Origin of the sequence: Paenimyroides tangerinum (assembly GCF_003865405.1) — a bacterium.
Lineage (GTDB): Bacteria > Bacteroidota > Bacteroidia > Flavobacteriales > Flavobacteriaceae > Flavobacterium > Flavobacterium tangerinum.
Genome location: NZ_RQVQ01000086.1, coordinates 1 through 3,519 on the forward strand (window position 1 = coordinate 1; position 3,519 = coordinate 3,519).

Below are 3,519 nucleotides of genomic sequence, written 5' to 3' on the forward strand. Positions count from 1 at the left end.
ACTTAAATAATGTTTACAAAAATGTAGCTTAACTTATACTGTACTTTTTGTTTGCATATCCATTATGCTGTATATCGAGATTTTGACTTTATTAAATATTCTATCAATACTTTCAATGAACACCTTTTAATGCTATATTATTCACTTAAAAATTTAGGTTGTCTACTTTAAGTTTCAATGGAAAACATTTAAGAAATGGGGAATTTCGGAGTTGAAAAAAAGGAAAAAGAAATAAAAAAGTTGAATGATTTAAGAAAATAGCTTATATTTGAATTTACTAAATTTAGGCTTATGGAAACGACACAAAAAAAGCATTTAGGACGCAATATCAGTCGGATACGAGAAATGAAGGGAATGAAACAAGAAACTTTAGCTGAACTTTTAGGTATTAGCCAACAAAAAATGTCGGTACTTGAAAACACAGCTGATTTGGAAGATACGAAACTTGACGATATTGCGAAAGCCCTAGAAGTACCTACCCAAGCCATTAAAGAATATTCAGATGAAAAAATTATGAATATTATTACTAATAACACTTTTCATGATAGTCCATTTACTAATAATGTAAATTATCATCCTACCTTCAATCCTTTAGATAAATTGGTTGAGGCGTATGATGAGAATAAGAAATTATATGAGCGTTTGTTAGCTGCTGAAAAGGAAAAATTAGCTTACGTAGAACAACTATTAAAAAAATAGATTTTAGTATTTAAACTAGTTTAATTGTAAAAGTAAAAAAATCGGCTATTTATGAAATAAATAGTCGATTTTTCTGTTTTTAGATCATTTTATAGACAATGTAGTTTATGCACTATGTATGCCTTTGCAATGCTTTATCTACGGAGTATCTATACAGTTGGAATTTAGAAAAATTTTCGGTGTGTGGTTTAAATTGATTCTAAGTTAACACGTTGGGTCTAATTATTTACAGTAAAATAGATTGATTAGAAATTGATCAAGAAGCTAAAATTCAACATCTTGAATTCACCAAACAAACCAATATCTATGTCGAATATAGTGAAAAATTATTTTTAAGTTTTAGAAGTTATAAATTCTTTAGATTGTAAATTAGAGAATAAATCGAATATCGGCAGGAAACAAAATATCTGATTTAAAAGTGGTCGTATTGACTTTAACTGCTGAATTTATGTCAATTGACAGCGAAAATTCTTTATTTAAATCGATTAGTAAGGAACAAATATCCAATTTAATTGAGCGAAGTCAGTTCAATAAACGAAGACGAAAATTGTTTTTCTTTTTAGAAGAAGTAAGAACAAATTAGCTTCTAGATTTTTAGAATTTTAAGATTATTTGATCGTTGATAATATGCCGTTAAAGATTTGCAAATTTGCACGTCATAGAAGAATTAAAATCTGAAAAAATGAATTTGAAACAGCTCCTTCAAAAGGATTTTGAGCCTCTCAAAACAATTAGTTTTACGAATATAAATTACATAGTGTTTGTTCTATAAATGAAATTTTTATTCATTAGATATTACAAAAGCAGAAGTTTACGATGATCATTTTTTAAAAAAAATAAAACAACAAATGTCTGACTGAGTAGTACTTGGAGATAGAGGGTACTTATCTCAAAGAATTCAATTAGATTTGTTTCAAACTGTAAATATCAAATTAGAAACACCAAAAAGAGCTAATCAGAAAGATTATAAACCACAACCTCATATCTTTTAAGAAATCAAGGAAAAGAATTGAACTGCGAAGCACATCACAAATTCCTTAATAATAAATAAAAAAAAGAGTAAACATTATTTTCACAACTATGCGACCAGTTGAGGATTAGAAACAATTATACTAAAACTTTTAAAGGTTTTAAAACAAGAATTTTGGCAAAAATAACAGCATTAACATTGGTACAATATATCAATAAGTTCGTCTTTGATAGACCAATAAACAATATTAAAAATCAATCAATTTAATTACAACCAACGGTTAATTATAATAAACAACACTATAAATTTAAACATATAAAAAAATATTTAACATAAAAACTTTAACAAAAACCACTGTTGTTTTTTAACAATTTTAAACACTTTAGAAAACATAGTACTTTTAATAAATAAATTCCATTATCAAGAAAAGTTAAATCGAGCTTAATAAAAGCTAAATCATTAAAATAATTAATAGAAAATTGACTACCTGTTAAATCATATATTTCAATTGAATCATAATTAAAATTAGTCAGGTATATTAAATCAGAAGTTGGGTTAGGAAATATTATTATTTTATCAAATTCACTTTTTTTTGCATCTAAAGAATAACTAAACTCCGTAATACCACCGGAAACAATTAAACTAAATTTTTGACTATTACCAACTAATTCATCTTTATGAGTTATCCTAACCTTATAATTACCAGCAGGAGCTAAAGCAGGCAATACCACTTGTTCAATTGGGTCAACATCATTATCCCCCTTAGTTGTGTAGATATTAGACCATGATTTATTAATTCGCCATGGATAATATATTTCATTTGTATTCGAATTTATAATTCTTAAATCTAGATCATTTACTAAAACAGGAATTATTGACTCCGAGATCACGACGGGATTTGTAGCAGGATCTGTCCAGCATATTGTAGCTAATAGAGCCTCAGTACCATCGTGATATAAATCATACTCAATTTGTTGATGGTTTAATAAATTATGTTCTTCAAACACTGCTTTCTGTTGACTTGCTAATTCTAACAACTTTGCCCCCTCTTCGGCATTAATTAACACCCAACCAAATTTTGCATCCGGTCCTTCATTCTCACCAGCTTCACTAGCAGAATGAGCCATTAAAGCTTTTAAAGAGGTAGCTTTCATAAATCCTGAATTTGAATTTGAGGAAGACCAATAAAATCTATGTATTTCCTGCCATAAACTAAAAACTCCGGTCACAGAAGGCGCGGCCATAGAAGTACCACTTAGTACTGAATAATTTGCGATTCCAGTTCCAGTAGACGAATATACATTAAGTCCTTTAGCTGAAATATCAGGTTTAATTCTAAAATCATCAGTTGGTCCTCATTGACTAAAAACTGACATAACAACATTGTTAGAACCATTTGGCTCTTCTACATAGTTAGTTATACCATAAATTGCTGAAACTACAATGGTTTTTTTTGGCAACCATCTCATGGGTTAATAAATCAAAACCTGATTTAGCTGGATTTAACATCACTAAATTTCCACTAACATAAATTCCATTACGATCGTTACCAGCTGAAAGAACAGGCAAATACATATCCGCAATAAAAGTTAAAGCATCAATTCCTCTAGAAAGAGTAGTATACCTGCCGAAAAAACCTGGTAAATTTACATAACTGCGATTATTGATACTATAAGAATGATTAGAAACTAACAATCCTTGCGCAGCTTGAAGCGTCATTTCAGTCAAATCATTGTCCCAAGTATTAGCCCATAAATCAGCATTAGGAGCCATACCTTTTGCAAAAACATTATTAACCTGAATTCGATTATTAATACAAAGCTAACTGACTGGAATTTAGATGTTCAAAT

Annotated in this window: 3 protein-coding genes and 2 pseudogenes; 2 read left to right on the forward strand and 3 right to left on the reverse strand. The window is 28.8% G+C overall.

The window, feature by feature from the left end; genetic code table 11:
• The first annotated feature begins 291 nt into the window (after positions 1–291).
• Positions 292–699: a helix-turn-helix domain-containing protein gene (locus EG240_RS16130; RefSeq protein WP_125020356.1), complete on the forward strand. Its 408-nt coding sequence runs from the start codon at positions 292–294 to the stop codon at positions 697–699.
• A 348-nt stretch (positions 700–1,047) separates the two neighbouring features.
• Positions 1,048–1,936 (forward strand): annotated as a pseudogene (locus EG240_RS16135) (IS982 family transposase).
• Between the two features lie 74 nt (positions 1,937–2,010).
• Here the strand turns inward: EG240_RS16135 and EG240_RS16140 are convergent.
• The 3 genes and pseudogenes from EG240_RS16140 to EG240_RS16145 form a co-directional block, all read right to left on the reverse strand.
• Complete coding sequence (locus EG240_RS16140) at positions 2,011–2,736, reverse strand: T9SS type A sorting domain-containing protein (RefSeq protein WP_317127029.1); 726 nt, start codon at positions 2,734–2,736, stop codon at positions 2,011–2,013.
• 12 nt (positions 2,737–2,748) lie between these two features.
• Positions 2,749–3,012: pseudogene (locus EG240_RS17045) on the reverse strand (S8 family serine peptidase); the annotation flags it as partial.
• 70 nt (positions 3,013–3,082) lie between these two features.
• Positions 3,083–3,442: a S8/S53 family peptidase gene (locus EG240_RS16145; RefSeq protein WP_125020358.1), complete on the reverse strand. Its 360-nt coding sequence runs from the start codon at positions 3,440–3,442 to the stop codon at positions 3,083–3,085.
• Positions 3,443–3,519 lie beyond the last annotated feature (77 nt).